Source organism: Pseudomonas sp. R1-15 (genome assembly GCF_051132085.1).
In the GTDB taxonomy this organism is placed as follows: Bacteria; Pseudomonadota; Gammaproteobacteria; order Pseudomonadales; family Pseudomonadaceae; genus Aquipseudomonas.
In genome coordinates, this window is sequence record NZ_CP071660.1 from 4,386,762 (window position 1) to 4,412,735 (window position 25,974).

The following is a 25,974-nucleotide window of genomic DNA, read 5'->3' on the forward strand; positions in this document are numbered from 1 at the left end:
AATTAACGGCCAAGGCCTTGCAGATCAGTTGCTTACTCATGGTCTACGCTTATGACGCAGCGACGCTTCATGAGCCCGACGATTGCTGGCGAACCTTGCATCGACATCAAAATGTCATGGGACGCGCCTACATTGGCTCAGGTATTGCTGACCTAGACCAACACCATCGCAATCGCAGCGTTGAAAACGCCCATAGGAGCTTCGGATGAAACAGCTTTTCCTGGCATCACTGTTAGGCTCGACCATTGCCATGTGCACCGCCGCCATGGCCGCTGATACCGATCTGAAAACATTGGAAGCCGCTGCGAAAGCGGAAGGCGCCGTCAACAGCGTCGGCATGCCCGATGACTGGGCAAACTGGAAAGGCACCTGGGACGACCTGGCCAGGCTCTATGGCTTGAAACACATCGACACCGACATGAGCTCGGCCCAGGAAATCGCCAAGTTCGCCGCCGAGAAGGACAACGCCAGCGCCGACATCGGCGACGTCGGTGCCGCCTTCGGCCCGATCGCGGTCAAGCAAGGCGTGGTCCAGCCCTACAAACCAAGCACCTGGGAACAGATCCCGGACTGGGCCAAGGACAAGGACGGCAACTGGGCCCTGGCCTACACCGGCACCATTGCGTTCATCGTCAACAAGAAACTGCTGCACGGCTCCGAAGTGCCGACCAAATGGGCCGACCTGAAGACCGGCAAGTACAAAGTTTCCATCGGTGACGTGAGCACCGCCGCCCAGGCCGCCAACGGCGTGCTGGCTGCGGCCCTGGCCAACGGTGGCGACGAGAAGAACATTAAACCGGCCCTGTTGTTGTTCGCCGATATCGCCAAGCAAGGCCGCCTGTCCATGGCCAACCCGACCATCGCCACGATGGAAAAAGGTGAAGTCGAAGTCGGCGTGGTCTGGGACTTCAACGGCCTGAGCTACAAGGCCAAGATGGCCAGCCCGGATGACTACGTCGTGCTGATTCCGTCCGACGGCTCGGTGATCTCCGGCTACACCACCATCATCAACAAATACGCCAAGCACCCGAACGCCGCCAAGCTGACCCGCGAGTACATCTTCAGCGACGCCGGCCAGATCAACCTGGCCAAGGGCAACGCCCGGCCGATCCGCGCCGAGCACCTGAAACTGCCGGAAGAAGTCCAGGCCAAGCTGCTGCCGAACGAGCAGTACAAAGGCGTGACGCCGATCAAGGATGCCGACGCGTGGGAGAAGACCTCCAAGGCACTGCCGCAGCAGTGGAATGAAGAAGTCATCGTCGAGATGAAGTGAGGCGCTAGCTCCCGCTCGGAGATCCAAGTGTGGGGAGCAGGTCCTGTGGGAGCGAGCCTGCTCGCGAAGACGGTGGCACAGCCAACACCTGTGCCAATTGACCCGCCGCCTTCGCGAGCAGGCTCGCTCCCACAGGGACCCGCTCCCACAATCGACCTGCGGAGAATTCGAGTTATCTGGTATCTGCCCGGAGTTCCGGTCCCCATGAAGCACAACGTCATCCTGGTGGTGCTCGACGGCCTCAACTACGAAGTCGCCCGGCATGCCATGGGACATTTGCAGGCGTATGTCGGCGCAGGACGCGCGGCGCTCTACACACTGGAATGTGAGCTGCCCGCCCTGTCCCGCCCACTCTACGAATGCATCCTCACCGGCGTCGTACCCATCGACAGCGGGATCGTGCACAACAATGTCTCGCGCCTGTCGAACCAGCGCAGCATTTTCCATTACGCCACCGACGCCGGCCTGAGTACGGCGGCTGCGGCCTATCACTGGGTCAGCGAGCTGTACAACGTGTCACCCTTCGTCGCCGGTCGTGATCGCCATACCGAAAACCCCGACCTGCCGATTCAATACGGACATTTCTACTGGAATGACCACTACCCCGATTCCCATCTGTTCGCCGATGCCGAACACCTGCGCCAGCGCTACCTGCCGAATTTCCTGCTGGTGCACCCGATGAACATCGACGACGCCGGTCACAAGCACGGCCTCGACACCCCGCAGTACCGCAACAGCGCCCGCTCGGCGGACATCAACCTGGCGGTATATCTGCAAGCCTGGCTCGACGCCGGTTATCAGGTGCTGGTGACTTCCGACCATGGCATGAACAACGACCGCTCCCACAACGGCCTGCTACCGGAAGAACGGGAAGTACCGCTGTTTGTCCTCGGCGATGGCTTCAGCCTTGACGCCAACGCGGCCCCTCGGCAAACCGAACTGTGCGGCACCATTTGCCAGCTGCTCGGCGTCGCCCACGACAAACCCTATTGCCAGGAGTTGCTCAAGTGAATGCCATGACGCGCGGCAAATGGCTGGCAGTGTTGTGCCTGGTGCCCTTCGCAATTTTTTTCATTGTGTTCCAGGTCGCCCCGCTGCTCTGGGTGCTGGTCAACAGCCTGGAATCGGAAGAGTTCGGCTGGGGCCTGGCCAACTTCAGCAAGATCTTCAGCTCGAAATTCTACCGACAGGCGATCCAGCACAGCCTGGAAATCAGTTTCTGGTCCAGCGTGTTCGGCATCCTCATCGCCGTGCTCGGCAGCTACTCGCTGCGCCGCGTCGATTCGCGGCTGCGCAACTTCGTCAACGCCTTCGCCAACATGACCAGCAACTTCGCCGGCGTGCCCCTGGCCTTTGCGTTCATCATCCTGCTGGGGTTCAACGGCAGCATCACGATCATGCTCAAGCAGGCGGGGATCATCGAGGATTTCAACCTGTACTCGAAAACCGGGCTGATCATTCTCTACACCTATTTCCAGATCCCCCTGGGCGTGCTGCTGCTTTACCCGGCCTTTGACGCGCTGCGCGAGGACTGGCGTGAGTCGGCATCCCTGTTGGGCGCCAGCGGCTGGCAGTTCTGGCGGCACATCGGCTTGCCGGTGCTAACCCCGGCGCTGCTCGGCACGTTCGTGATCCTGCTGGCCAATGCCCTCGGCGCCTATGCCACGGTCTATGCGCTTACCACCGGCAATTTCAACGTCCTGCCGATTCGCATCGCGGCGATGGTCTCCGGCGACATTTCCCTCGACCCGAACATGGCAAGCGCCCTGGCCGTGGTGCTGGTGGCGTTGATGACCCTGGTGACCGTCATCCATCAGTTGCTGCTCAAGAGGAGCTACCATGTCTCGCGCTGAATCGGGCCCGGCCGGGTTCTATCATCGAGCGGTGGTGTACCTGCTGTTCGCCATCCTGCTGCTGCCGCTGGCCGGCACGCTCATCTATTCCGTCGCCAGCAGTTGGTCGGCCACCGTGCTGCCCAGCGGCTTCACCTTCAAGTGGTACTTGCAACTGTGGAGCGACCCGCGCTTTCTGCACGCCTTCGGCCAATCGCTGATTGTCTGCGTGGGCGCGCTGGTGCTCTCGGTGGTGCTGATCCTGCCGCTGCTGTTCGTGGTGCATTATCACTTCCCAAAACTCGACGCGCTGATGAACATCCTCATCCTGCTGCCCTTCGCGGTGCCGCCGGTGGTGTCTTCGGTGGGGTTGTTGCAGCTCTATGGCTCCGGGCCGCTGGCGATGGTCGGCACGCCGTGGATCCTGATTGGCTGCTACTTCACCGTCGCCTTGCCGTTCATGTACCGGGCGATCACCAATAACCTGCAAGCGATCAACCTGCGCGACCTGATGGACGCCGCCCAACTGCTCGGCGCCAGCACTTTCCAGGCCGCGTTGCTGGTGGTGCTGCCGAACCTGCGCAAGGGCCTGATGGTCGCGCTGCTGCTGTCCTTCTCGTTCCTGTTCGGCGAGTTCGTGTTTGCCAACATTCTCGTCGGCACCCGCTATGAAACCCTGCAGGTATACCTGAACAACATGCGCAACAGCAGCGGCCATTTCACCAGTGCGCTGGTGATTTCCTACTTCTTTTTTGTACTGGTCCTGACCTGGGCGGCCAACATCTTGAACAAGGACAAAAGCCAATGAGCTACGTCAGCGTCCAACATTTGCAGAAAGGCTACGCCGGCACGCCGGTGTTCAGCGACATCAACTGCGAAATCCACAAGGGCGAATTCGTCACCCTGCTCGGCCCTTCCGGGTGCGGCAAGTCCACGCTGCTGCGCTGCATTGCCGGCCTGACAGCGGTGGATGCGGGCCAGATCCTGCTGGACGGCCAGGACATCGTGCCGCTGAGTCCGCAGAAGCGCGGGATCGGCATGGTCTTCCAGAGCTATGCGCTGTTCCCCAACATGACCGTGGAGCAGAACGTCGCCTTCGGCCTGCGCATGCAAAAGGTCGACGCTTCGGACAGTCGCCAGCGTGTGCTGGAGATCCTGCGACTGGTGGAGCTGCATGACTTTGCCGCCCGCTACCCGCATCAACTGTCCGGCGGCCAATGCCAGCGCGTGGCCCTGGCCCGCTCCCTGGTCACCCGGCCGCGCCTGTTGCTGCTGGACGAGCCGCTGTCGGCGCTGGACGCGCGGATTCGCAAGCACTTGCGCGAACAGATCCGTCAGATCCAGCGGGAACTGGGCCTGACCACCATCTTTGTCACTCACGATCAGGAAGAAGCCCTGACCATGTCTGACCGGATCTTCCTGATGAATCAGGGAAAGATCGTACAGAGCGGCGATGCCGAGACCCTTTACACTGCGCCCGTCGATGTCTTTGCCGCCGGCTTCATCGGCAACTACAACCTGCTCGACGCCGACGCCGCGAGCAAGCTGCTGCAACGCCCGGTGAACGGTCGCATCGCCATCCGCCCGGAAGCCATCGAGCTGAGTCGCAACGGCGAACCCGACGCGCTGATCCGCAGCCACAGCCTGCTGGGTAACGTGATCCGCTACCGGGTCGAGGCCCGCGGCGTAGAACTGGTGGTGGATGTGCTCAACCGCTCGGCTGCCGACCTGCATCCCGATGGTGCACGGCTGGCACTTTCCATCGATCCATCGGCGCTGTGCGAGGTAGCCTGAGGGTCTGGTTGATTTTGAAGATATCTTGAATAGGGAAGCGCGTTGATGGCTCTGGCAATTTTTGATCTGGACGAAACCCTGATCCACGGCGACTGCGCCACCCTCTGGAGCGAGCAGATGGGGCGCCTGGGCTGGGTCGATCCCGAGTCGTTCATGCGCCGTAACAACGAGCTGATGGACGCCTACAGCCACGGCAAGCTGCGCATGGAAGAGTACATGGACTTCAGCCTGGAACCGATGATCGGCCGCACGCCGGAAGAGATCGAACACCTGGTGGCGCCGTGGGTGGAAGACTTCATCGAACCGATCATCTTCAGCGACGCCACCAAGGCCATCGCCGAGCACCGCAAGGCCGGTGACCGGATCCTGGTGATCTCGGCCTCGGGCACGCACCTGGTCAAGCCAATCGCCGAACGCCTGGGCATCGATGAGATCCTCGCAATCGAGCTGGACGTCGCCCATGGCGTGTACAGCGGCAAGACCGTGGGCACCCTGACCTATCGCGAAGGCAAGATCGCCCGACTGCTGGACTGGCTGGACGCCGAGGAAGAAAACCTGGAAGGCGCGAGCTTCTATTCCGATTCACGTAATGACCTGCCGTTGCTGCTCAAGGTCGATCACCCGCACGTCGTGAACCCGGACCCGGTCCTGAAGGCCCACGCCGAATCGGCCGGCTGGCCGATTCATACCTGGAAGTGAAGCAGATCAACTCCACAATACCTGAGGCCATATTGCCTTGTGGCTGTTGTGGCTGTTGTGGCTGTTGTGGCGAGGGAGCTTGCTCCCGCTCGGCTGCGAAGCAGTCGTAAAGCTGGCTGACGCGATCCTTCCGAACAGTCGCGTCGTCCGGATTGGGGCGGCTACGCCGCCCAGCGGGAGCAAGCTCCCTCGCCACAGGGGACCGACTCCCGATCAGCTCAGGCTGTCAACGACCTCCAGGACCAATTTCCCGGACACCTGATTGGTCGCCAGCTCGGCAAACGCCGCCTCGGCATCGCTGATCGCAAACGTCCTGGCCAATTGCGGGCTCAGGCGCTTGTCGGCGAACAACGGCCACACCTGCTGCCCCAACTCGGCGATCAGGTCGGCCTTGAACTGATCATTTCGACTGCGCAAAGTCGAGCCCAGCAACTGGATACGCTTGCCCAACACCTGGGCCAGATCGAGTTCGGTGGTGCGCCCGCCCATGAGCCCGATCAATACCCAGCGCCCGTCAACTGACAAAAGTTTCACGTTGAGGCTGGCGTAGTTCGCGCCGACCGGATCGAGGATCACGTCGAACGGCCCGAAGTCGTTCAGGCTGTTGATATCGTCGGTGCGCACCACGCCGCCCTGGGCACCGAGCGCTTCGCAATAGGCCAGTCGTTCAGCCGAACCGACGCTGACCCAGCATGGGTTGCCGAACGCCTTGCACAGCTGGATCGCGGCTGAACCGACGCCGCTGGCGCCGGCATGCAGCAGCACTTTTTCACCCGGCCTGAGCCCGGCCAGCTGGAACAGATTCAGCCACGCGGTGGCGTAGACCTCAGGCAGCGCGGCGGCTTCGGCCAGTGACAGGCCTTCCGGCACGGGCAACACATGCCGACCATCGACCACCACTTCCTCGGCCATTGCGCCGCCTGCCAGCAAGGCGCAAACCCGGTCGCCGACCTGCCAGGAGGAACCCGGCCCGACTTCACTGATCACCCCGGAACATTCCAGCCCCAACACCTGGCTGGCGCCGGGTGGCGGTGGATAATGCCCGGCTTTCTGCAACAAATCGGCCCGATTCAGGCCAGCGGCCGCTACACGGATGCGAACTTGCCCGGCATCACACGCCGGACTTGGCTCATCTGCCCATACCACTTGGCCTTCAACGCCTTGCAATGCTTTCACGGTGCCTCCATAGTGAGTCTCGACTGGGCCCGCTGCTGTAACAACGCCGGGCTTTCTTGCATTATGCGCCCGGGCCACATGGAACCGGCGACTTCAAAGACGGCCTAATATGCGTGATCAATTGTCCCTGCGTCGAATCAGCATGAAGCACTTTTTCCCCAGCACTGCACTTGCCCTATTTATTGGCCTTGGCGCTTCAGCGCTCTCGAACACTGCGTTCGCGGCCAACAGCTGGGACAAGCTTCAGCCCGATCGCGACGAGGTGATCGCCAGCCTTAACGTGGTTGAATTGCTCAAGCGCCATCACTACAGCAAGCCGCCACTCGATGACGCGCGCTCGGTCATCATCTATGACAGCTACCTGAAGCTGCTTGATCCGTCGCGCAGTTATTTCCTGGCCAGCGACATCGCCGAATTCGACAAGTGGAAGACCCAGTTCGACGACTTCCTCAAGAGCGGCGACCTCAACGCCGGGTTCATTATCTACAAGCGCTACCTGGACCGCGTCAAGGCGCGCCTGGACTACGCCCTTGCCGAGTTGAACAAGGGCGTCGACAAGATCGACTTCAATGCCAAGGAAACCTTGCTGGTCGACCGCAAGGACGCTGCATGGCTCAAGAGCACCGCCGAACTCGACGACCTGTGGCGCAAACGCGTCAAGGACGAAGTGTTGCGTATGAAGATCGCCGGCAAGGATCCCAAGCAGATCCAGGAAACCCTGACCAAGCGCTACAAGAATCAACTCGCGCGCCTGGACCAGACCCGCGCCGAGGACGTCTTTCAGGCCTATATCAATACCTTCGCGATGTCCTACGACCCGCACACCAATTATCTGTCGCCGGATAACGCGGAAAACTTCGACATCAACATGAGCCTGTCCCTGGAAGGCATCGGCGCGGTACTGCAGAGCGATAACGATCAGGTCAAGATCGTGCGCCTGGTGCCGGCGGGCCCTGCCGACAAGACCAAGCAGGTCGCCCCGGCGGACAAGATCATCGGCGTCGCCCAGGGCAACAAGGAAATGGTCGACGTGGTCGGCTGGCGCCTGGACGAAGTGGTCAAGCTGATCCGCGGCCCGAAAGGTTCGGTGGTCCGCCTGGAAGTCATCCCGGCCAGCAATGCGCCGAACGACCAGACCAGCAAAGTCGTGTCCATCACCCGTGAAGCAGTGAAGCTGGAAGAACAGGCCGCGAAAAAATCGGTCCTCCAGCTCAAGCAGGACGGCAAGGACTACAAGCTCGGCATCATCGAGATTCCGGCTTTCTATCTGGACTTCAAGGCTTTCCGCGCCGGGGATCCGAACTACAAGAGCACCACGCGCGACGTCAAGAAACTGCTCACCGAACTGCAGAAGGAAAAGGTCGACGGCGTGGTCATCGACTTGCGCAACAACGGCGGCGGCTCGTTGCAGGAAGCCACCGAACTGACCAGCCTGTTCATCGACAAAGGCCCGACCGTGCTCGTGCGTAACGCCGATGGCCGGGTCGATGTGCTCGAGGACGAAAACCCCGGCGCGTTCTACAAGGGACCAATGGCCTTGCTGGTCAATCGCCTGTCGGCCTCGGCCTCGGAGATTTTCGCCGGCGCCATGCAGGACTACCACCGCGCGCTGATCATCGGCGGCCAGACGTTCGGCAAAGGCACCGTGCAGACCATCCAGCCACTGAACCACGGCGAACTGAAACTGACCCTGGCGAAGTTCTACCGGGTTTCCGGCCAGAGCACCCAGCACCAGGGCGTGCTGCCTGACATCGATTACCCGTCGATCATCGACACCAAGGAAATCGGTGAGAGCGCCCTGCCCGAAGCCATGCCGTGGGACACCATCCGGCCTGCAATCAAGCCGGCCGTGGACCCGTTCAAGCCGTACCTGGCCCAGCTGAAATCCGAGCATGACGCCCGCACCGCCCAAGACGCGGAGTTTGTGTTCATTCGCGACAAGCTGGCCCTGGCGCAGAAGTTGATGATGGAAAAAACCGTCACCCTCAACGAAGCCGAGCGCCGCGCGCAGCATGCCGACATCGAAGCCAAGCAACTGGCCATGGAAAACCTGCGTCGCAAGGCCAAGGGCGAGGAGCCGCTCAAAGAGCTGAAGAAGGAAGACGAAGACCTCATCACCGAGCCGGAAAAAACCAAGCCGGAAGACGACGCCTATCTGAGCGAAACCGGTCGGATCCTGCTCGATTACCTCAAGCTCAATACGGCGGTCGCCAAACATTGAGGTGATGGCCTTTTAATGGTGGTGCTCGTCGGAGTGTCATCAAACTGACATCAGTCTGTCGTGAAATACAGGACCGGGCGCACCCCAGCAGGGGTCGCGCCCAGTCCTTTTTTTATCGCCAGAGATCGCCATGACCACGACAGAACAGCTGAGTGCCTTGAGCTCAATCCTGAGTCAAAGCGGTTTGCACAGCCTGTTCCAACCGATCATCTGTCTTTCCGAACGACGCATCCTCGGCTACGAGGCCCTGACCCGTGGCCCGTCGAACAGCCCGCTGCACTCCCCCATCGCGTTATTGTCCGTGGCGCGCCAGGCCGGACGCCTCAGCGAACTGGAGCTGGCCTGCCGACGCAGCGCCTGCCAGCGCTTCAATGAACAGAAGCTGCCGGGCAAACTGTTCCTCAACGTCTCGCCAGAATCGCTGCTCGAATCGGCCCACCAGACCGGCCGCACCCTGCAGCTGTTACAGGACTTCGGCATTCCGCCCAGCCAGGTGGTTATCGAACTGACCGAACAAACGCCTATCGATGACTTCCAGTTGCTGCAAACCGCCTTGCATCACTATCGAGCCATGGGTTTTTCCATTGCCCTGGATGACCTTGGTGCCGGGTATTCAAGCCTGCGGCTGTGGTCCGAATTGCGACCTGACTACGTGAAGATCGACCGGCATTTCATCGATGGCATTCACCAGGACGCACTCAAGCGTGAATTCGTCGGTTCCATTCTCAAGATCGCCCAGGCTTCACGGGCCCAGGTGATCGCCGAAGGGATCGAACTGCCGGAAGAGCTCGCCGTGTTGATCGAAATGGGCGTCGACCTGGTCCAGGGCTACTTGCTCGCCCGGCCCCAGGAGCATCCATCCCAGGACGCCAAGGCATTGATGCCCCGCCAGGACAGCGGCGTGGTGCCGCTGGGCGATGAGGTCAACGACCTCACTGCGCTGCTCAACGAACAACCGGCAGTCGCCCACGACACACCGACGGCAGCGGTACTGGAAGCGTTCCGGCGCCAGGCCAACCTCAATTCCCTGGCGGTGCTGGACGACCGTGGCCAACCGTGCGGCATCGTCCATCGTCATTCGCTCTCGGATGCCCTGCTCAAGCCTTTCGCCACCGACCTGTTCGCTCGCAAGCCCATCAGCCGCCTGATGAGCGATGATTTCCTCGCGGTTGAACTGAGCCAGTCACTGCAACAAGTCAGCCGCCTCATCACCAGCCGCGCCCGCCAGCGCATCGAAGAAGACTTCATCATCACCCTCAACGGCGGCTACCTGGGCCTGGGCCGGGTGATCGACGTGCTCAAGCTCATCACCGAACTGAAGATCCAACAGGCGCGCTACGCCAACCCGCTGACTCTGCTGCCGGGCAACGTGCCCATCCAGCAGTGCCTTACGCGCCTGCTGCAGCAGCGCCAGGAGTCGGTGATCTGCTACGTCGACATCGACAGTTTCAAGCCCTTCAATGACATCTACGGCTACGGTCGCGGTGACGAAGTCCTGCTGTGCCTGGCCCAATGCCTGAACGAACGCATTGACCCCAGCCGCGACTTCGTCGGCCACATCGGCGGCGACGACTTCCTGCTGGTCCTCGGCCCGGACGACTGGCGCAAGCGCCTGACCCAACTGCTGAGCGACTTCCAGAACCACTGCCGCCGCTTCTACCGGCCCGAGCATCTGGAAGCCGGATGTTTTACCGCGTTGAACCGACAGGGCATACGACAGGACTTCGCCTTGCTGTCGTTGTCGATCGGGGTGGTGCATCTGCGCGCCGAGGCCTGTTCGGAGCTGGATGCCAGCCAGTTGGCGGAAATGGCTTCGCAGGCCAAGCACCATGCCAAGGAAATCGTCGGGGGGAGTTTGTATCTGATTAACGGGCTGGTTGAGCAGGCGCCCGTGGCGGAACTGGGTTTCTCAGCGTGAGCTTCAGGTAAAAAACCTGTGGGTGATAATCACGCTGTGAGTGATGATCATCCCGTGGCGAGGAAGCTTGCTCCCGCTGGGCTGCGTAGCAGACCCTCTGGGCAGCGCCTCGGTGTGCCTGGTTGATCGAGCAGACTGGTTTGGGGCGGCTTCGCCGCCCAGCGGGAGCAAGCTCCCTCGCCACGAACGGTTTCAGGGTTCCTTGCTCTCGAGCGCCTTGAGCTTGACCTCGGCCAGCGGATGCCCGGCCTTCAGGGCCAAGGCCCACCAACGCGCCGCTTCGTCCGGATCCGGCGCCTTGGTGGTAGAGCCTGCCAGGCTGATGACGCCGACCTGGTAGGCGGCCTTGCCGTCACCGGCCAGTGCCGCCAGGCGGAGCAAGCGAATGCCCTCTTCCCGTGCGCCGAGCCCTTGGCCGCGAAATGTCAGGATATGCCCGTAGAAGCTCTGGGCGTCGACGTCGCCCAGGTTCGCCATGCGCGCAAACTGGCCTTCAAGCCAGGCCCAGCCACGGGGCTGCCGAACCAACCATGACCAATGGAACAACCGGCGCGCCAGCCAATAACCGGCCCGAGCCTTGATCCGCCAGAGCACTCAGGCCTCCGCCGATTCGGGGTACTCGTATTCGAACACCCGGACCACTTCCGACGCATGCCAGGATGCGGCGGCGACGCCGTCGGAGGGGCCGGAAAAGCGCCCGAGGCGTTCAACACATTCGAAAAAACCGGTGCGTGGCAGGCGACTGGCCCCCTGACTGATGACCAACGAACTGCGCAGTGGCTGTTCGGCCCGGGCGTCCAGCGCCGCCAGATGTTCGAGTGCGGCGGTCAATGTCTGCATGGCCGGGCTAGGCAGTTGCAAGCGCTCCAGCAAGGCGCGGTACGTCAATAAATGGCGCTGGCGACGCGCCTGGTCCAACTCACCCAACAACCCGTCCCAATGTTGCCGACTGATGCGTACACTCACGATTCATCCCTCCAACCCGGCACCGTCAGTTCCCAGGCCAGACTGCGCTTGATCGCGGCATCGGGCTGACGCTCGCCGCTTTCGATCATGGCCAGATAAGACGGGCTGATGCCTACCGTGCGGGCCAGCGCCTCGATGGCGATGCCCTTCCCTTCGCGCAAACTGCGTAATTGATCCAGGCCAGGGAGAACCTGGCCGGGTGCCGCCGCATGGCGGACCGTGGCTTCTTGCGGTGCTTGATTGATGCCGGCTGCCTTCAGCAGCGCCTGGTACTGATCCCACGGCAAAACCGCGTACTCGGGCTCTCCGTCGCGCGTGATTATTTGAATATCCATGATTACCCCGTAGGACAACAACACTTAGCAAGTAAGCTTTTTCTTGGAAGTGTAATCCTAATAGCGGCCAAGGTCGCGGGGCGATGAAATCTCGCGGGGAAACGGGCCAGATCAGCTTTTTTTCGGCCCTTGCAGTTGGAGTTGTTCCGGGGTGTCGGGAAGCCTTTCAACCCGCGCAAGTTTCTCCGGCGACTGCTGCTCGCGCCAGGCACGGAAGGCACCCAGCTCGTCGTCGAGGGTTTTCATGATCCAGGCCAGCACCGCAATGTCGTCGAACATGCCTAGCATGGGCAGCAAGTCCGGAATCGCATCCAGCGGGCTGAGGAAATACATGAGGCCCGCCACCACCGAGAGCATCGATTTGGCACTGACGGCGCGATATTCGCCCCGCCAGTAAGCCAGGCATAGAGCCTGCAGCAGACGCAGGTCCTCCTTGAGCTTGCCGAGGCGACTGCCCTCCCGGGCGCCCTTGCTGGCAACGGCGAACAGCAGCGTGGGCAGTCTGCCGCGGGCCAGGAGCCGTCCCGCCAGGGGAAGAAATCGCGCGAAATTCCACGGGGCCTTCATTTTTTCTCCACTGAAATGTTATCCACACAAATTGTGGATAACCTTGTGAACAGAGCTGCATTTCAACGCTGCGCCCCCCGTTTCATAAGGGCCTGGCTTAGATCGGGCGTTTTTTACTCACATAAATAAACGGCAACCACCTACCCGACGGGTCGACCGCATCCAGCACAGCGCTGTACTGCCTATGACTGTAGCTTGCCCTGCGCGTTCGGTTTTTTTGCCACGTCGAATGCCAGATACAAAAACGCCCCGCATGAGCGAGGCGTTTTCATCAAGACAGGCGCAATTACTTGGCTGCGCCTTCTTTTGCCGGATCCTTGATTGCCAGCAGTTCCAGGTCGAATACCAGGACCGAGTTGGCAGGGATCGCCGGGCTCGGGCTCTGGGCGCCGTAGGCCAGGTCGCTCGGGATGTACAGTTTGTACTTCTCGCCGACATGCATCAATTGCAGGCCTTCAACCCAACCCGGGATCACACCGCTGACCGGCAGGTCAATCGGGCTGCCACGCTCCACGGAGCTGTCGAACACAGTGCCGTTGGTCAACTTGCCGGTGTAGTGAACAGTCACCACGTCGGTCGGCTTAGGCTGCGCGCCGCTGGCCTTCTTGACCACTTCGTACTGCAGGCCGGAAGCGGTGGTGGTGACGCCGGCCTTCTTGCCATTTTCTTCGAGGAATTTCTTGCCGGCGGCTGCCGACTCTTCACTCATCTTGGCCATGCGCTCTTCGGCACGCTTTTGCAGCGCGGCAAAGGCTTCGACCAGCTCTTCGTCTTTCAGCTTCTGTTCTTTCTTGCCGACGGCATCTTCGATGCCCTGGGCAACTGCTTTGGAGTCCAGGTCATCCATACCTTCCTGAGCCAGGCTTTTGCCCATGTTCAGGCCGATACCGTAGGAAGCTTTCTGCGCCGGGGTTTTCAGCTCTACGCTGGTCTGCGAGTCACAACCCGCGAGTACCAGGCCAACCAGGGCTACCGCCGCCGCCAACCGATGCTGTTTCATGCTATTTCCTTGTTCATGCGCCTAAAGGGCAATCGAGTAAAGCCGCGAGCTTATCAGGCGGCCACGACCAATGGCTACCGGCATGTGAGCCACAAAGCGATGATAAGTTCAGGTCGGCAAACGCTTTTTGATCCTCGGCAGATGAAGCATCTGTCATCTGTTATACACGGCCAGATCGGCCGCTACTCGTAGCGCGGGGTAATGGCCACTTGCCGGCCAAGCGGCGCTGAGGCATAAGGGCATATTAAAAAAACAAGGACGTAAACCGTGCGCCTCCTCTCTCGCTTTTTATTGCTGATCCTCGCGCTGGTCATCGTGGTCGTGGCCGTGGTGCTTTATTACGTGGCCAACCCGCGCCTGCCGGCCTACACGCCCGTCCAACAGGTGCACTACCTCGACCAATGGAGCGCCGCCGAGCGACAGACTTACTATTTCACGCCTCAGGGCACTCAGGTCAAAGGCCTGCGTTACGAGTGGTTCACCGCGCTTGAATTGCCGCTCTCGGAACAGCGCTTCGCTTCGCCGGACTACCTGGCGCGCTTCGGTTTTCTGGTCGATCCGGCGCAGAAAGCCACGCCACTGAACCCCGGCAACTTACCGGTGGGCTTCACCCGACACCAGAACGCCGGTAGTAACGAGCAATACCTCGACATTACCTGCGCCGCCTGCCACACCGGCGAATTGCATTTCAAGGGCCAGGCGATCCGGATCGATGGCGGCTCGGCCCAACACGTATTGCCGTCGACTGTTCCGACATTGCGCGGCGGCAGTTTCGGACAGGCACTGGTGGCAAGTCTCGCCTCGACTTACTACAACCCATGGAAATTCGAACGCTTCGCCCGCCAGGTGCTGGGCAATGACTATGACGCTCGCCATGAAGAGTTGCGCAAGGACTTCAAGATTTCCCTGAATATGTTCCTGCGCACGGCCTGGAACGACACCCACCGCGGCCTCTACCCCACCGAGGAAGGGCCGGGCCGCACCGATGCCTTTGGCCGCATCGCCAATGCCAGCTTTGGCGATGCCATTTCGGCAGAAAACTACCGGGTCGCCAACGCACCGGTGGATTACCCACAGTTGTGGGAAATGTGGACGTTCGACTGGGTACAGTGGAACGGTTCGGCGCAGCAGCCGATGGCCCGCAACGTCGGCGAGGCGCTGGGGGTTGGCGCCACGTTGAGTTTCTTCGATGCGCAGGGCAAGCCGCTGCAAGGCGATGCGCGCTACCCTTCCAGCGTGCGGGTGCGCGACCTGAACAAGATTGAAGAGACCTTGCAACTGCTCAAGCCACCCGTATGGCCGGAAGCGTTGCTGGGTTCGATTGACAAGCCCCTGGCGGCAAAGGGCAAGGCGTTGTTCGAAGAAAACTGCGCCGGCTGCCATGTGCCCAGAGTCGTCCAGGGACCTGACCGGCCGGTGCAACAGTTGCATATGCTGCCAGTGAAGGTGATCGGCACGGACCCGGGCACCGCGAATAATATTGCCGATCACCGTTTCAACCTGACCAGCCTGCAATGGGACCCGGCCGAACTGGCGAAGCTGGAAGTGCAACTGCACCCTGCCCCGACAGAACCGCTGGACCTCAGCCAGATCTCGGTCGCCAAGGGGTTGGCCTACGTCACCGCATTCGTCGAAAACCGCGCTTACCGGGATGCCGGCGTCACGCCGGTGGAACGTCCGGCACTGGACGGTTTCGGGCTGCCCATCGGCGTCCGTGAATTTCGCGCCTACAAGGCCCGGCCATTGGCCGGCGTCTGGGCAACACCGCCGTTCCTGCACAACGGCTCGGTGCCGACCATCTACCAGTTGCTCTCGCCGCAGGCCGAGCGGGCGACCACCTTTTATAAAGGCAGCTTCGAGTACGACCCGCGGCACCTGGGCTATCGCACCGAAGCGTTTGCCAATGCCTTCCTGTTCGACACCCGCATCACTGGCAACCATAACAGCGGCCATGAATTCCGCGCCGGCGAACGAGGCAATGGGGTCATTGGCCGTTTGCTGCAACCGCAGGAGCGCTGGGCGCTGCTGGAGTACTTGAAGGTGCTGGGCGGACCGCTGGAGTCGCAACTGTGATGATGAATCTTTCAGGTAAAAGGATTGCACCATGCTCATAAAGCTCTGGCTGCGCCTCGGCGCCTTTCTGGGCAAGACGCTCCTCTGGCTGCTGGGCATCGGCCTGCTCGGCTGGGCCGTGGCCACGGCCTGGTTCGCCTGGCAACACAGTGGGCCGGTCGCGGACAGGGAACAGATACCGGCCGGTGAAAGCACCATGACCCAGGACATCATCCAGACCGCCATCCGCATCGTCGACCAGCACCGCGAAGGCACGCGCTACCTGCGCGATGCCCATGCCAAGGCCCACGGCTGCGTGATGGCCGAAGTCCAGGTGCCCGGCGATCTGCCGGCACCGTTGCGCCAGGGCGTATTCGCCGAACCGGGCAAGACCTGGCAGGCGACGATCCGCCTGTCCAACGGCAACGCTTACCCACAGTTCGACAGCCTGCGCGATGCACGAGGCATGGCCATCAAGCTGCTGGATGTGCCTGGCAAGCAATTGCTCGCTGACCGGCAATCGCAGGGCGAGCAGGACTTCGTGATGTTCAATCATCCGAACTTCTTTGTCAGCGATGTCGCCGAATACCGTCAGAACGTGGCGGCCCAGGCTGACGGAAAAAAGGCGATGGCTTTCTTTCCGAGCCTGGACCCACGCAGTTGGCAGATCCGTCATCTGTTCATCGCCCTGGCGACACTCTCCCCGCCTCCGGCGAGCCCGACCCAGACCACTTATTTCTCGGTATCGCCGTACAAGTTCGGCGCGGCCAATGCCAAGTTTCGCGTCGCGCCGGATCCGGACAACTGCCCAGCCTACACCCTGCCCAAGCAGAACCAGGACCTGCCGAATTTCTTGCGCAGCGCACTGACTCAGCAGTTATCCACAGACCGCGTGCCAGCCTGTTTTGTGCTCCAGATCCAGCGTCAGGACCCGGGCAAATACATGCCGATCGAAGACACCAGTATCGAGTGGCGGGAAAGCGATGCGCCATTCGAGACGGTGGCGCGGATCAAGGTGCCGGCCCAGGATTTCGATACGCCCAAGCTGAACCTGGCCTGCGACAACCTGTCGTTCAATCCGTGGTTTGGGCTCGAGGCGCATCGGCCCATCGGTGGTATCAATCGTTTGCGTAAAGCGGTGTATGAGGCGGTCAGCGATTATCGGCATAGTCGGAATGCTGAGCAGTAGGTGGTGGGTGTGGTGTGGTGTGGTGTGTATATCCGTTTCTGCGGTAACGGCTGCTTATGGTTTCGCCCTTACGGCGAGTCACTTTCAAAAAGCGTGAAAGTAACCAAAGCGCTTTTGCCCCACCACTCGGTGCCTCGCTAAGGCTCGGCATGCCCGCACTCCGGCATTGCTCCGTGGGCCCGCCGCGAAGGGCCGTCCCTGGCCCAGCGCGGCTATCCCGGCATCCATGCCGGGATGCCCACTGCACAATGCCTGCGTTCGGCCAGCGTGGTTAACGGGGCGCCCGAGATCAACGTCCACCGCGAGGCGGCCTTCGAGCCGACCTGGTTTTGGTTGACCGTGTTCATCCTGTGGGAGACACCTGTGGGAGCGAGCCTGCTCGCGATGGCGGTGGCATGGTTGATGAAGATGTTGGATGTGCCAGCCTATTCGCGAGCAGGCTCGCTCCCACAATTGGCCCTGCGTTCGGCCATGGATCTGTAGGCGACACAATGCACCTGTGGGAGCGAGCCTGCTCGCGATGACGGTGGCATGGTTGATGAAGATGTTGGATGTGCCGGCCTCTTCGTGGGCAAGCCCACTCCCACAGTTGGCTCCGCGTTCGGCCATGGATTTGTAGGCGACACAACGCACCTGTGGGAGCGAGCCTGCTCGCGAAGGCGGTGGCATGGTCGATGAAGATGTCGAATGTGCCGGCTTTATCGCGAGCAGGCTCGCTCCCACAGTTGGATCGGAGTACGACTGGGAGAGCGAGGCCGGCTTTAAGGCCGCCTCGCGGTGGACGTTGATTTCGGCGCCCCATTAACCACGCTGGCCGAACGCAGGCATTGCGCAGTGGGCACCTCGGCATGGATGCCGAGGTAGCCGCGCTGGGCCAGGGACGGCCCTTCGCGGCGGGCCCACGGAGCAATGCCGGAGTGAGGGCACACCGAGCCTAGGCGAGGTGCCGAGTGGTGGGGCAGAAGCGTTTTGCTTACTTTTACGCTTCATAAAAGTGAGTCGCTGTAAAAGCGAAACCGCCAGTGGCCATTACCGCAGAAACGGATATACACACCCCTCTGAGAAAAACAGATATCGAAAGCAAAAAAAAACGGCGCCTTCCCCTCTTATAAGGAAAAGCGCCGCTTCTGGCGGGTACCTGGCGTTCAGCGTTCCAGATACCAAATATGGCGCAGCGGACGGGACTCGAACCCGCGACCCCCGGCGTGACAGGCCGGTATTCTAACCGACTGAACTACCGCTGCGCGTAACATTGAAAGTTTGGTGGGTGATGACGGGATCGAACCGCCGACATTCTGCTTGTAAGGCAGACGCTCTCCCGGCTGAGCTAATCACCCTGCACTTTCGATGCGGGGCGCATTCTCTCACAGTTTTTTATAACGTGCTGATTTAATTGATAAATCCAGCAAAAAAATGTGATTCACGCGCACCACAGAAACTCCAGACAGCAAAAAGCCCGCGTTAGCGGGCTTTCTGTGGTGACCTGGCGTTCAGTGTTCCAGGTTACCGAATATGGCGCAGCGGACGGGACTCGAACCCGCGACCCCCGGCGTGACAGGCCGGTATTCTAACCGACTGAACTACCGCTGCGCATAACACTTGAAGCGAATGGTGGGTGATGACGGGATCGAACCGCCGACATTCTGCTTGTAAGGCAGACGCTCTCCCGGCTGAGCTAATCACCCTTCGCTTTCGGTGTGGCGCGCATTCTACGGAGCACTTCCTAAGCTGGCAAGCACTTTTTAATTTAATTTTTTCAGGCCTTCCAAAGGCTTAGCGAAGGGTTGGCCTATGGCGCCGCGAAGAGAATAATGCCCCCCTTTGTATAAAGGAGAGACTCACCCCATGTGGTTCAAGAACCTGCTTATCTATCGCCTGACCCAAGATCTGCCTGTTGATGCCGAGGCGTTGGAAACTGCACTGGCGAGCAAACTGGCACGCCCCTGTGCAAGCCAGGAGTTGACCACTTACGGTTTCGTCGCGCCATTTGGCAAAGGCGAAGACGCCCCCCTGGTGCATGTCAGCCAGGACTTTTTGCTGATTGCCGCACGCAAGGAAGAACGCATCCTGCCGGGCAGCGTCGTCCGTGACGCGGTCAAGGAAAAGGTCGAAGAGATCGAAGCCGAGCAGATGCGCAAGGTCTATAAAAAGGAACGGGACCAGATCAAGGATGAGATCATCCAGGCCTTCCTGCCTCGCGCCTTCATCCGCCGTTCGTCCACGTTCGCCGCGATCGCGCCGAAACAGGGCCTGATCCTGGTCAACTCGGCCAGCCCGAAACGCGCCGAAGACCTGCTTTCGACCCTGCGCGAAGTCATCGGCACGCTGCCGGTGCGCCCGCTGACAGTGAAGACGGCCCCGACCGCGATCATGACCGACTGGGTCAAGACCCAGAAAGCCGCAGACGATTTCTTCGTGCTGGACGAATGCGAACTGCGCGATACCCATGAAGATGGCGGCATCGTCCGTTGCAAGCGCCAGGACCTGACCAGCGACGAGATCCAGCTGCACCTGAACACCGGCAAGGTGGTGACGCAACTGTCGCTGGCCTGGCAAGACAAGTTGTCTTTCGTGCTCGACGACAAAATGGTGGTCAAGCGCCTGAAGTTCGAAGACCTGCTGCAAGACCAGGCGGAACAGGACGGCGGCGACGAAGCCCTCGGCCAACTGGACGCCAGCTTCACCCTGATGATGCTGACGTTCGGCGAGTTCCTGCCGGCGGTGGTCGAAGCGTTGGGTGGCGAAGAGATTCCGCAAGGGATCTAAAAGTAGCGGATAGCCCCTGTGGCAGCGAGCCTGCTCGCGATAGCGGTATGACAGCCACAGCGATGTTGACTGACACCCCGCTTTCGCGAGCAGGCTCGCTCCCACACGGGTATCCGGTGTTTTTTATAATAAGGATCAGATCATGCGTGCACTGGCTGCATTGAGCCGCTTCGTCGGCAATACGTTCGCTTACTGGGTGTTGCTGTTCGCCGTCGTGGCGTTCTTTCTGCCGACCTGGTTCATCGGTCTCAAAAGCGCCATTGTGCCGCTGCTGGGCCTGGTGATGTTCGGCATGGGCCTGGCACTGAAGCTGGAAGACTTTGCCGAAGTGGCTCGTCGCCCTGGACGGGTGGCCCTGGGGGTGATTGCCCAGTTCGTGATCATGCCGGGGACAGCATGGCTGCTTTGCCAGGTATTCAGCCTGCCGCCCGAAATCGCCGTCGGCGTGATTCTGGTGGGTTGCTGCCCGAGCGGCACGTCCTCCAACGTTATGACCTGGCTCGCCCGCGGCGACCTGGCCTTGGCCGTAGCGATATCCGCCATCACCACCCTGCTTGCCCCGCTGCTGACCCCGACGCTGATATGGCTGCTGGCCTCGGCCTGGCTACCGGTATCGTTCTCGGCATTGTTCTGGTCGATACTGCAAATTGTCTTGCTGCCCATCGCACTGGGTATCGTTGCCCAACGTTTGTTGGGTGCGCGGGTCCGTCATGCCGTAGAGGTGCTGCCGCTGGTATCGGTGGTCAGTATCGTGATCATCGTTGCGGCGGTGGTGGCAGCCAGCCAAGCAAAGATCGCTGAGTCCGGCCTGCTGATCATGGCGATCGTGATCCTGCATAACAGCTTCGGCTACCTGTTGGGGTATTTCACCGGTCGCCTTTTCGGGTTGCCGTTGGCCCAACGCAAGACGTTGTCGCTGGAAGTCGGTATGCAGAACTCCGGCCTCGGTGCGGCATTGGCCAGCGCGCACTTTTCGCCGCTGGCGGCAGTGCCCAGCGCGCTGTTCAGCGTCTGGCACAACATTTCCGGCGCCCTGCTCTCGACCTGGTTCCGGCGCATGAGCGAAAAACAGGACCGCGAAGAGCTCGCCCGACAAACCGCGGACTGACCGAAGGACTTGACCGAATAGTCAGCATTGGGCACTCTTGCGCCCAATGTGGGGACGACCCCGCAATGCCGTGAAGTTTTTATCCGGGGACGACCCCATCCATCGATGAGGTGTGTGATGTCCTGGATCATTCTGTTTTTCGCCGGCCTGTTCGAAGTCGGCTGGGCTGTCGGCCTGAAGTACACCGACGGCTTCAGCCGCCCGCTCCCTACCGCACTGACAATCGCCGCCATGGCGATCAGCCTCGGCCTGCTCGGCCTGGCGATGAAGGAGCTGCCGCTGGGCACCGCCTATGCCATCTGGACCGGGGTCGGTGCCGTGGGCACGGTGATCGCCGGGATCATCCTGTTTGGCGAGTCGATGGCACTGATTCGCCTGGCCAGCGTTGCGCTGATCATCGCCGGGCTGGTCGGGCTCAAGATCAGCGCTTAAGCCACTACACCTTCGCGAGCAGGCTCGCTCCCACATTAGATCAAATGCCTTTGTGGGAGCGAGCTTGCTCGCGATTGCGGTCTGTCAGCAACATCAATGTCGACAGGTATATGGCCATCGCGAGCAAGCTCGCTCCCACAGGTTTTTGGCTTATCTGACCGCCCCGCGCAACTCCCCGACTAACGCCTGCAATTTCGCCGGCTCCGCCGCCTCGACCGCCACCGCCGTCCCCGCCACCAGCGTCACCCGCGACCAGAACCGCCGAAACAGTCCCTTGCTCGGATCACGGCTGAAAAAGCTGCCCCACAAGCCCTGCAATGCCAAGGGAATCACCGGCACCGGGGTTTCCTGCAGGATGCGCGTCAGCCCGCTCTTGAACTCGTTGATCTCACCGTCGGCGGTCAACTTTCCTTCAGGGAAGATGCACACCAGCTCACCGTCCTTAAGGTACTGGGCGATGCGGCTGAAGGCTTTTTCATAGATGTGGATATCCTCCTGGCGCCCGGCAATCGGAATGGTCCCGGCGGTGCGGAAGATGAAGTTCAGGATCGGCAGGTTGTAGATTTTGTAGTACATCACAAAACGAATCGGCCGACGCACCGCGCCACCAATCAGCAAGGCATCGACAAACGATACGTGATTGCACACCAGCAACGCTGCGCCCTCATCCGGGATCGCTTGCAGGTTGCGATGCTCCACGCGGTACATGGAATGGCTGAGCAGCCAGATCATGAAACGCATGCTGAACTCGGGGACGATCTTGAAGATGTAGGCGTTGACGCCGATGTTCAGCAGCGACACCACCAGGAACAGCTGCGGGATCGACAGCTTGGCCAGGCTCAGCAGGACGATGGAAACGATCGCCGAGACCACCATGAACAAGGCGTTGAGAATGTTGTTGGCGGCGATCACTCGCGCCCGCTCGTTTTCAACGGTGCGCGACTGGATCAATGCATACAGCGGCACGATGTAGAAACCGCCAAAGATACCCAGCCCGAGGATATCGATCAGCACCAGCCAGGCGTGGCCGAAACCTAGAATTTGCAGCCAGCCATGGCCGTCGACGCTGGCGGGGATTCCACCGGAATGCCACCACAACAGCAAGCCGAACACCGTCAGCCCGAACGAACCGAACGGCACCAGGCCGATCTCCACTTTGCGCCCCGAGAGCCTTTCGCAGAGCATCGAGCCCAGGGCGATCCCCACCGAAAACACCGTCAGGATCAGCGTCACGACGGTTTCGTCGCCGTGCATCCACTCCTTGGCATAGGCCGGGATCTGGGTGAGATAGATCGCGCCGACAAACCAGAACCAGGAATTGCCGACAATCGAGCGGGATACCGCCGGGGTCTGCCCGAGGCCCAGCTTCAGGGTCGCCCAGGACTGGCTGAAGATGTTCCAGTTCAAGCGCATCTGCGGCGAGGCTGCCGCCGCCCGTGGAATGCCGCGGCTGGCCAGGTAACCGGCCACGGCGATGCCGACAATCGCCACCGACACCACGGGCGCGTAATTGGCCGAGGACATCATGATCCCGGCGCCGATGGTGCCGGCAAGGATCGCCAGGAACGTCCCCATCTCCACCAGGCCGTTGCCGCCGACCAGTTCATCCTCGCGCAGGGCTTGCGGCAGGATCGAATACTTCACCGGCCCGAACAGCGCCGAGTGCGTGCCCATGGCGAACAGCGCCACCAGCATCAGCCACAGATGATCAAACAGGAAACCCACCGCGCCGACCGCCATGATCGCGATTTCGCCAAGCTTGATCAGGCGAATCAACGCATCCTTGGCGAACTTTTCGCCGAACTGGCCCGCCAGCGCCGAGAACAGGAAGAACGGCAGGATGAAAAGCAGCGCGCACAGATTGACCCCGATCGAGCGATCACCCTCGATGGTCAATTTATAGAGAATGGCGAGGATCAGCGACTGCTTGAAGATATTGTCGTTGAACGCGCCGAGGGACTGCGTGATGAAGAACGGCAGGAAACGCCGCGTGCGAAGCAAGGTGAACTGCGAGGGGTGACTCATCTTCCATGTTCCTGAGTGGCTTGGACGCTTATTGGAATGACGCTTTTTCGATCCAGGCCACACATTACCTGTCTTTGACGATTATTTCCCCAGCCCCGCAATACAAGGCGACACGAACAACTCACCGTGCCAGGCGCCCAGCACCGTGCGCCGAGCGACGATCAGCCACATCACCGCCAGCATCACCACCAATGCGCAACCCAGCAGGTTGAAAAATACCAGCCCCAGCACGCTCGCCAGTTTCAGCGTGGTCAGTGCGTACACGCCCAAGGGAAAGGTGAAACCCCACCAGCCGAGATTGAACGGGATGCCTTCGCGCAGATAGCGCCCGGTGATCAACAGCGCCATCAACATCCACCACAAACCCAAGCCCCACAGGGTGATGCCGGCCACCAGCCCCAGCCCCGAGGCAACCTCGCCCACGCCCGGCGAGCCATTGGCGGCGAAAATCAGCGGTGCCTCGCCACCCAGCAGCAACATGCCCAAGGCGCCCGTGCCGATGGGGCCGAGGGCCAGCCAGCTCGAGGCGGCCATGTTTTCATGCGGCAGTTTGTGCAGGGCCATGCGCAGCAGCAGGATGGTCAGAATGCTGAACGCCACCGGTAGTGAAAATGCCCACAACACGTAGCTGGTAACCAACGTGACCAGCTGCGCATGGGCGTCGCCAAGGTGTGGCGCCAGCAACCCGCCACTGGCAGCGGCCACCTCGGCGGCCACCACGGGCAACAGCCACACGGCGGTCATCTGGTCGATGCGGTGCTCCTGGCGGGTGAACATCAGGAACGGAATCAGCACGCCGCAGGCCAGCGACATCGCGACATCGATCCACCACAACACTTCTGCCACCGCCACCACGCTATCCCCCCAGCGTGGCAACCCGAACACCAGAAAGCCGTTGATGATCGTCGCCAGGCCCATGGGAATGGTGCCGAAAAACATCGAGACCGTTGAATGGCCGAAAACTCGCCGGGCCTCGTTGAAAAAAAGCATCCAGCGAGCGCTGTACAGCCCGGTGAACAGAGCAAACAGGAAAATGTTGAACAACCACAGCCCTTCAGCAAATGCATGCAATCCGGCATTGCCGCCTGGCACTTGCGCCAGGGCCAATGCCAGCACGCCAGTCCCCATGGTGGCGGCGAACCAGTTCGGGGTGAATTGTCGGACGACCTCCAAGGGTCCGGCCAAGTGGCTCAGCGGGCGTAAACGGTTTTTCGCAGCGCAGCAAGTCATGGTCAATCCTCGTTATCGGATGAGGTAAAGCCATGCTAGAACTGAAAAGAATATCTATATAACGGGTAATTTCTCTATATCTATTCTGTTTTACAGATAAACCCTCACGATCCCACCCCCTCCGCCAGCGGTTGCGCAGGCTGGCGCAGCAAGCCCGCCAGCGCACCGACTGCCATCACAATCAGCACGGCGCCGTAGCCATCGGTGGTCGGGATCAGCCCGAAAATACGCGTGAGGTTTCCCGCCAGCAACGAAGGCAGGCTGAAGGCCAGGTAACTGAGCACGTAGAACGCCGACATCAGGCCGGCCCGTTCGTGGGGCAAGGCCAGCGGCATGATGCTGCGCAGGGCGCCGAGGAATCCCGCGCCAAAACCGCTGCCGGTGATCAAGGTGCCAATGAAAAACCACGGCAGACTGGCCGTGTGTACGGCCGTCAATACCAGGCCCAGGCCGAGCACCAATAGACCGGCGCCAAGCCGCAGCATCGTTCTTGCCGCCCGGTTACGCAGCGTGTAGATCGACAAGGCACCACTGAGGGTGAGCACAGCCACCAGCGCGCCGCCTATCAGGTTCGATGTCGAACCGGTCGCGGCCCGCACCAGTGATGGCGCCAGGGACAAATAGAATCCCCCGACCGCCCAAGCCGCCAGGTCCAGAGGCAATATCAGCCACAAGGCGCGCCGGGCCTGGACAGGTACATGCAAAGTCGGGCGCAACGATCGCCAGGCCCCGGGCTGCGGGCTTACGCTTTCCGCCAGGCGCCACAGATAAATCGCCTGGAGGAGAAACAATGCCAGCAGCAGCCAATACGTCAATTGCAGCGGCATCGGCGCGAACTCAGCCAGCAGGCCGCAGCCCATCGCGCCACACGCCATGCCGAGCAATGGCGCCACGCTGGTGATCAGCGGCCCCTGCTGACGATCGAAGTCCAGCAACGCCGCCCCCAATACACTGGTGGCCATTCCGGTGGCAAAACCTTGAATCAAACGCGCACCGATCAACCAGGCGACGCTGTCGGCGTTGATAAACAGCAGCATCGCCAGCATGTTGAGCAGCAGTGCCGCAAAGATCACCGGCTTGCGGCCGAGGTAATCCGACAGCGAACCGACGACCAGCAAAGCCGCCAGCAGACTGAACGCGTACACGCCGAAGATCAGTGTCAGGATCGCCGGGGAAAACTGCATATGTTCCTGGTAGAGGTGATACAACGGCGTCGGCGCGCTGGACGCCGCCAGGAAGCCGAGCAAGGTGAGCGCCAGAAATATCAGGCTGGCGCGGGTCGAAGCTGGACGAGACATGGGCACGCTCCACAAGGCATTCACAAAAGCTAATTTTTTGCTTTTGCCGAGTGTGCTACCAGCATGCGCTTAAAGCAAATTCTTTGTGTTAAG

Annotated in this window: 23 protein-coding genes and 4 tRNA genes; 14 read left to right on the top strand and 13 right to left on the bottom strand. The window is 60.9% G+C overall.

The genetic code is table 11. The annotated features are described in order from the left end of the window. Positions 1 to 205 precede the first annotated feature (205 nt). The 6 genes from J3P97_RS19750 (at position 206) to J3P97_RS19775 (ending at position 5,598) form a co-directional block, all read left to right on the top strand. Entirely contained in the window at positions 206 to 1,273 is a 1,068-nt protein-coding gene (locus tag J3P97_RS19750) for an ABC transporter substrate-binding protein (RefSeq protein WP_434572496.1), read from the top strand. Between the two features lie 204 nt (positions 1,274 to 1,477). Beyond that, positions 1,478 to 2,284 carry an alkaline phosphatase family protein gene (locus J3P97_RS19755; protein WP_434572495.1) on the top strand — a complete coding sequence of 269 codons (807 nt, stop codon included), beginning with the start codon at positions 1,478 to 1,480 and terminating at the stop codon, positions 2,282 to 2,284. Between the two features lie 5 nt (positions 2,285 to 2,289). Then, the gene (locus tag J3P97_RS19760) at positions 2,290 to 3,126 is read left to right on the top strand and encodes an ABC transporter permease (protein WP_434605184.1); all 837 of its coding nucleotides are present in this window, start codon (positions 2,290 to 2,292) and stop codon (positions 3,124 to 3,126) included. Beyond that, the gene (locus J3P97_RS19765; protein ID WP_434672575.1) at positions 3,113 to 3,913 is read left to right on the top strand and encodes an ABC transporter permease; all 801 of its coding nucleotides are present in this window, start codon (positions 3,113 to 3,115) and stop codon (positions 3,911 to 3,913) included. The genes J3P97_RS19760 and J3P97_RS19765 overlap by 14 nt, the downstream gene beginning before the upstream one ends. After that, positions 3,910 to 4,899, top strand: a complete 990-nt coding sequence (locus J3P97_RS19770; protein ID WP_434601528.1) for an ABC transporter ATP-binding protein — start codon at positions 3,910 to 3,912, stop codon at positions 4,897 to 4,899. Before J3P97_RS19765 ends, J3P97_RS19770 begins: the two co-directional genes overlap by 4 nt. Positions 4,900 to 4,944: 45 nt before the next feature. Beyond that, positions 4,945 to 5,598 carry an HAD family hydrolase gene (locus tag J3P97_RS19775; RefSeq protein WP_434572490.1) on the top strand — a complete coding sequence of 218 codons (654 nt, stop codon included), beginning with the start codon at positions 4,945 to 4,947 and terminating at the stop codon, positions 5,596 to 5,598. 213 nt (positions 5,599 to 5,811) lie between these two features. On the opposite strand, the gene J3P97_RS19780 is transcribed toward J3P97_RS19775, so the two are convergent. Continuing rightward, the gene (locus J3P97_RS19780) at positions 5,812 to 6,774 is read right to left on the bottom strand and encodes a zinc-binding dehydrogenase (RefSeq protein WP_434672576.1); all 963 of its coding nucleotides are present in this window, start codon (positions 6,772 to 6,774) and stop codon (positions 5,812 to 5,814) included. Between the two features lie 142 nt (positions 6,775 to 6,916). Between J3P97_RS19780 and J3P97_RS19785 the strand changes: the two genes are divergently transcribed. Then, complete coding sequence (locus tag J3P97_RS19785; RefSeq protein ID WP_434605186.1) at positions 6,917 to 8,995, top strand: carboxy terminal-processing peptidase; 2,079 nt, start codon at positions 6,917 to 6,919, stop codon at positions 8,993 to 8,995. 130 nt (positions 8,996 to 9,125) lie between these two features. Then, positions 9,126 to 10,913 carry a bifunctional diguanylate cyclase/phosphodiesterase gene (locus J3P97_RS19790; protein ID WP_434672577.1) on the top strand — a complete coding sequence of 596 codons (1,788 nt, stop codon included), beginning with the start codon at positions 9,126 to 9,128 and terminating at the stop codon, positions 10,911 to 10,913. A gap of 192 nt (positions 10,914 to 11,105) precedes the next feature. Here J3P97_RS19790 and J3P97_RS19795 read toward each other — a convergent pair whose 3' ends face one another. The 5 genes from J3P97_RS19795 to J3P97_RS19815 form a co-directional block, all read right to left on the bottom strand. After that, on the bottom strand, positions 11,106 to 11,507 hold the full coding sequence (locus J3P97_RS19795) for a sel1 repeat family protein (protein WP_434672578.1): 402 nt from the start codon (positions 11,505 to 11,507) through the stop codon (positions 11,106 to 11,108). Beyond that, positions 11,508 to 11,879, bottom strand: a complete 372-nt coding sequence (locus J3P97_RS19800; RefSeq protein ID WP_003179080.1) for a hypothetical protein — start codon at positions 11,877 to 11,879, stop codon at positions 11,508 to 11,510. It abuts the gene before it with no gap. Beyond that, on the bottom strand, positions 11,876 to 12,214 hold the full coding sequence (locus tag J3P97_RS19805; protein WP_305499486.1) for a helix-turn-helix domain-containing protein: 339 nt from the start codon (positions 12,212 to 12,214) through the stop codon (positions 11,876 to 11,878). Before J3P97_RS19805 ends, J3P97_RS19800 begins: the two co-directional genes overlap by 4 nt. A 111-nt stretch (positions 12,215 to 12,325) precedes the next feature. After that, entirely contained in the window at positions 12,326 to 12,781 is a 456-nt protein-coding gene (locus tag J3P97_RS19810) for a YkvA family protein (protein ID WP_434672579.1), read from the bottom strand. Positions 12,782 to 13,067: 286 nt separating this feature from the next. Beyond that, the gene (locus tag J3P97_RS19815) at positions 13,068 to 13,781 is read right to left on the bottom strand and encodes an FKBP-type peptidyl-prolyl cis-trans isomerase (protein WP_305499483.1); all 714 of its coding nucleotides are present in this window, start codon (positions 13,779 to 13,781) and stop codon (positions 13,068 to 13,070) included. Between the two features lie 267 nt (positions 13,782 to 14,048). Here J3P97_RS19815 and J3P97_RS19820 point away from each other — a divergent pair, with 267 nt between their 5' ends. The 3 genes from J3P97_RS19820 (at position 14,049) to J3P97_RS19830 (ending at position 17,505) form a co-directional block, all read left to right on the top strand. Then, entirely contained in the window at positions 14,049 to 15,854 is a 1,806-nt protein-coding gene (locus tag J3P97_RS19820) for a di-heme-cytochrome C peroxidase (RefSeq protein WP_434672580.1), read from the top strand. A gap of 31 nt (positions 15,855 to 15,885) precedes the next feature. Then, positions 15,886 to 17,022, top strand: a complete 1,137-nt coding sequence (locus J3P97_RS19825) for a catalase family protein (RefSeq protein ID WP_434672581.1) — start codon at positions 15,886 to 15,888, stop codon at positions 17,020 to 17,022. Between the two features lie 234 nt (positions 17,023 to 17,256). Next, positions 17,257 to 17,505 (top strand): hypothetical protein, encoded by a 249-nt coding sequence (locus J3P97_RS19830; RefSeq protein ID WP_434672582.1) that lies wholly within the window; start codon positions 17,257 to 17,259, stop codon positions 17,503 to 17,505. A gap of 684 nt (positions 17,506 to 18,189) precedes the next feature. Here J3P97_RS19830 and J3P97_RS19835 read toward each other — a convergent pair. The 4 genes from J3P97_RS19835 to J3P97_RS19850 form a co-directional block, all read right to left on the bottom strand. After that, positions 18,190 to 18,266, bottom strand: a tRNA-Asp gene (locus tag J3P97_RS19835). Between the two features lie 17 nt (positions 18,267 to 18,283). Beyond that, positions 18,284 to 18,359, bottom strand: a tRNA-Val gene (locus J3P97_RS19840). 176 nt (positions 18,360 to 18,535) lie between these two features. Further along, positions 18,536 to 18,612, bottom strand: a tRNA-Asp gene (locus J3P97_RS19845). A gap of 19 nt (positions 18,613 to 18,631) precedes the next feature. Beyond that, positions 18,632 to 18,707 (bottom strand) — tRNA-Val (locus tag J3P97_RS19850). A gap of 160 nt (positions 18,708 to 18,867) precedes the next feature. On the opposite strand from J3P97_RS19850, the gene rdgC reads away from it, so the two are divergent. The 3 genes from rdgC to sugE all read left to right on the top strand — a co-directional run bounded on the left by rdgC (position 18,868) and on the right by sugE (position 21,328). Beyond that, entirely contained in the window at positions 18,868 to 19,788 is a 921-nt protein-coding gene (gene rdgC / locus J3P97_RS19855; RefSeq protein ID WP_434672583.1) for a recombination-associated protein RdgC, read from the top strand. Positions 19,789 to 19,930: 142 nt separating this feature from the next. Continuing rightward, positions 19,931 to 20,896, top strand: coding sequence for a bile acid:sodium symporter family protein (locus J3P97_RS19860; protein WP_434601534.1), 966 nt, complete (start codon positions 19,931 to 19,933; stop codon positions 20,894 to 20,896). A gap of 117 nt (positions 20,897 to 21,013) precedes the next feature. Next, on the top strand, positions 21,014 to 21,328 hold the full coding sequence (sugE, locus tag J3P97_RS19865; protein ID WP_434672584.1) for a quaternary ammonium compound efflux SMR transporter SugE: 315 nt from the start codon (positions 21,014 to 21,016) through the stop codon (positions 21,326 to 21,328). 150 nt (positions 21,329 to 21,478) lie between these two features. On the opposite strand, the gene J3P97_RS19870 is transcribed toward sugE, so the two are convergent. The 3 genes from J3P97_RS19870 to J3P97_RS19880 form a co-directional block, all read right to left on the bottom strand. Next, positions 21,479 to 23,353, bottom strand: a complete 1,875-nt coding sequence (locus J3P97_RS19870; RefSeq protein WP_434672585.1) for an MFS transporter — start codon at positions 23,351 to 23,353, stop codon at positions 21,479 to 21,481. A gap of 81 nt (positions 23,354 to 23,434) precedes the next feature. Next, a complete protein-coding gene (locus J3P97_RS19875) occupies positions 23,435 to 24,583 on the bottom strand; it encodes a TDT family transporter (protein WP_434672586.1) in 1,149 nt (382 codons plus the stop codon). Between the two features lie 104 nt (positions 24,584 to 24,687). Then, positions 24,688 to 25,881 carry an MFS transporter gene (locus tag J3P97_RS19880; protein ID WP_434672587.1) on the bottom strand — a complete coding sequence of 398 codons (1,194 nt, stop codon included), beginning with the start codon at positions 25,879 to 25,881 and terminating at the stop codon, positions 24,688 to 24,690. Positions 25,882 to 25,974 lie beyond the last annotated feature (93 nt).

Bases quoted from the DNA above. Each gene is read 5' to 3' on its own strand.
- J3P97_RS19750 (WP_434572496.1), top strand. From the start codon at position 206: ATGAAACAGCTTTTCCTGGCATCACTGTTAGGCTCGACCATTGCCATG.
- J3P97_RS19755 (WP_434572495.1), top strand. From the start codon at position 1,478: ATGAAGCACAACGTCATCCTGGTGGTGCTCGACGGCCTCAACTACGAA.
- J3P97_RS19760 (WP_434605184.1), top strand. From the start codon at position 2,290: ATGACGCGCGGCAAATGGCTGGCAGTGTTGTGCCTGGTGCCCTTCGCA.
- J3P97_RS19765 (WP_434672575.1), top strand. From the start codon at position 3,113: ATGTCTCGCGCTGAATCGGGCCCGGCCGGGTTCTATCATCGAGCGGTG.
- J3P97_RS19770 (WP_434601528.1), top strand. From the start codon at position 3,910: ATGAGCTACGTCAGCGTCCAACATTTGCAGAAAGGCTACGCCGGCACG.
- J3P97_RS19775 (WP_434572490.1), top strand. From the start codon at position 4,945: ATGGCTCTGGCAATTTTTGATCTGGACGAAACCCTGATCCACGGCGAC.
- J3P97_RS19785 (WP_434605186.1), top strand. From the start codon at position 6,917: ATGAAGCACTTTTTCCCCAGCACTGCACTTGCCCTATTTATTGGCCTT.
- J3P97_RS19790 (WP_434672577.1), top strand. From the start codon at position 9,126: ATGACCACGACAGAACAGCTGAGTGCCTTGAGCTCAATCCTGAGTCAA.
- J3P97_RS19805 (WP_305499486.1), bottom strand. From the start codon at position 12,214: ATGGATATTCAAATAATCACGCGCGACGGAGAGCCCGAGTACGCGGTT.
- J3P97_RS19810 (WP_434672579.1), bottom strand. From the start codon at position 12,781: ATGAAGGCCCCGTGGAATTTCGCGCGATTTCTTCCCCTGGCGGGACGG.
- J3P97_RS19815 (WP_305499483.1), bottom strand. From the start codon at position 13,781: ATGAAACAGCATCGGTTGGCGGCGGCGGTAGCCCTGGTTGGCCTGGTA.
- J3P97_RS19825 (WP_434672581.1), top strand. From the start codon at position 15,886: ATGCTCATAAAGCTCTGGCTGCGCCTCGGCGCCTTTCTGGGCAAGACG.
- J3P97_RS19830 (WP_434672582.1), top strand. From the start codon at position 17,257: ATGCCCACTGCACAATGCCTGCGTTCGGCCAGCGTGGTTAACGGGGCG.
- rdgC (WP_434672583.1), top strand. From the start codon at position 18,868: ATGTGGTTCAAGAACCTGCTTATCTATCGCCTGACCCAAGATCTGCCT.
- J3P97_RS19860 (WP_434601534.1), top strand. From the start codon at position 19,931: ATGCGTGCACTGGCTGCATTGAGCCGCTTCGTCGGCAATACGTTCGCT.
- sugE (WP_434672584.1), top strand. From the start codon at position 21,014: ATGTCCTGGATCATTCTGTTTTTCGCCGGCCTGTTCGAAGTCGGCTGG.
- J3P97_RS19870 (WP_434672585.1), bottom strand. From the start codon at position 23,353: ATGAGTCACCCCTCGCAGTTCACCTTGCTTCGCACGCGGCGTTTCCTG.
- J3P97_RS19875 (WP_434672586.1), bottom strand. From the start codon at position 24,583: ATGACTTGCTGCGCTGCGAAAAACCGTTTACGCCCGCTGAGCCACTTG.
- J3P97_RS19880 (WP_434672587.1), bottom strand. From the start codon at position 25,881: ATGTCTCGTCCAGCTTCGACCCGCGCCAGCCTGATATTTCTGGCGCTC.